General features: G+C 49.3%; 1 protein-coding gene. It reads right to left on the bottom strand.

What is annotated here, in order from left to right:
• Positions 1–34 precede the first annotated feature (34 nt).
• Positions 35–1,597: an IS5 family transposase gene (locus F6K13_RS31690; protein ID WP_353735748.1), complete on the bottom strand. Its 1,563-nt coding sequence runs from the start codon at positions 1,595–1,597 to the stop codon at positions 35–37.
• Between the last annotated feature and the right edge of the window lie 153 nt (positions 1,598–1,750).

The raw sequence follows: 1,750 nt of genomic DNA, 5'->3' as shown, positions 1-1,750 counted from the left end.
GGTTTGCTGAAAAACTGAATAAAAATCTCAGGGGTTATCCAACAGCCCAGACAGGGTCAGTAGGCACTGTCCCAGAGGTAAGGATTTTTAGCCAGTCTTTGCTTAACGTTGCTGTAAAGGGACACACATTCGTCTGATAGCCGAGTAGAAAGCGCATCAACCCTAGCAAAAACACGACAATAAAACGGCGTAGCCGTTTCTCCAAGTTCATCACCAAACAAGTGATGGCAATCATGGTTTCTGCAGTTTGGGCGAGTTTGGCCATCACCCGTCCGAGTCCAAATCGTCGTTTACCCTGACCAAACTTACCTTCGACGGCAACGCGAATACTCTCATCGTCCCGAGCTTGTTGTCGGAGTCGGGCTTGCTCAGTTTCATCGCTCGACGGTCGACCTAAGGGCGGTCCACTCAGCCGAATGCCCTGCTGTTTACACCACTTCAAATTATCCCGTGTTCGATAAATCTGGTCGGCATGCACTGAGGCTGGATAGTGTCCGGTGCGCGTTCGAAACCGTTCTATCTGATTAATCAAGTGGGTGGATTCATTAAAGTTATCCCAACTGAGATGTTCGAGGAACACATAGCCTGCCACACAACTGATATCGAACTTAGCGCCAAATTCGACGGGTGTGCCTGCTTTACCGCGGACAATCGGACGCACATGAGGCTGTGAAATACTGACAATGCGGTCATCGATCCGCCGCTGGTTGTGGTCGTACATGTGCTGTTGTTGCCGATAGACGTCATGAATCACCAACAGGGTCTTGTACTCTCGTGGATTCAGTGCTGCAAGTGTAGCTCCGGCCTCGATTAACCGGTCAATGTGACCCAGGTTTCGGCGTACATAGTTGAGCTGTTTTCGCAGACCCTTGCGGAGTAATTTTCGGGGCTTTTTACGCCGTTTCACAATTCTGAGATAGTCTCTGCGAGCGGTTTGACGATACGTTCGCGGCTTCTTGGGAAGACAGCCCGCTACCTGTTGATATAACGCATCGATAAGACGTTCACTATGCTCTCTGGCTTGGTTGAGCAAATCCAAGTCCGTCGGATAGCGAATATCAGCAGGCGCACAACTGGCATCCACAATCAACTGACCCTGATTGCCACTCGATGGCGGCGATTCGGGTGGGTCTGAATTATCATCGCTTGCGCATGTAGGTTGCTCAGGTGAACTCGAGGTTGATGATGATGAGGCTATGCCTGATTGCACTACCGATTCATTGACGGCTGACACCAGTTCGAACCCTATCCGTTTGCGAAAATGGACCATCATGGACGCATCAAACGGTGGCGTGTCACTGTACTCATGTAGTCCGAGAAAATATTGCAGATATGGATTCTCGCGGATCTGATCAATCGTCTCGCGGTCGCTGATTCCCAATTTTTCTTTGATAATCAACGCGCCCAACGCCATCCGAAATCCTTTCGCTGGCGCTCCCATCTCCTCACTAAACTGGCTAGCGTAGAGCGATTCAAACTCCTCCCATGGAATCACCTCCGCCAGTTTGACCCAGCGGTTCTTCGCCGATAACTTGCCCCCAAATGGCAAATAAAAATCTTCAAACGATAGCTGGCCGGGGGATGATTGTCGGTACATTTCCCTGGGTAAGTGCATGGGTTTTGTGCATTTTAGACTCGTTTTCGTGCACTTAACGTCTATCTCAACACAATGCAACCCTTGCTAAATATAAAGTCTGGACTTCAACAGCAGCCCCTAAGTATTGAAAGTATCCAATATAATAGAAAGAAT

This window comes from Okeania sp. SIO2B9 (assembly GCF_010672505.1).
GTDB lineage: Bacteria > Cyanobacteriota > Cyanobacteriia > Cyanobacteriales > Microcoleaceae > Okeania > Okeania hirsuta.
This window is presented reverse-complemented; position numbering and strand designations above follow the sequence as displayed.

Bases quoted from the DNA above. Each gene is read 5' to 3' on its own strand.
- F6K13_RS31690 (WP_353735748.1), bottom strand. From the start codon at position 1,597: ATGTACCGACAATCATCCCCCGGCCAGCTATCGTTTGAAGATTTTTAT.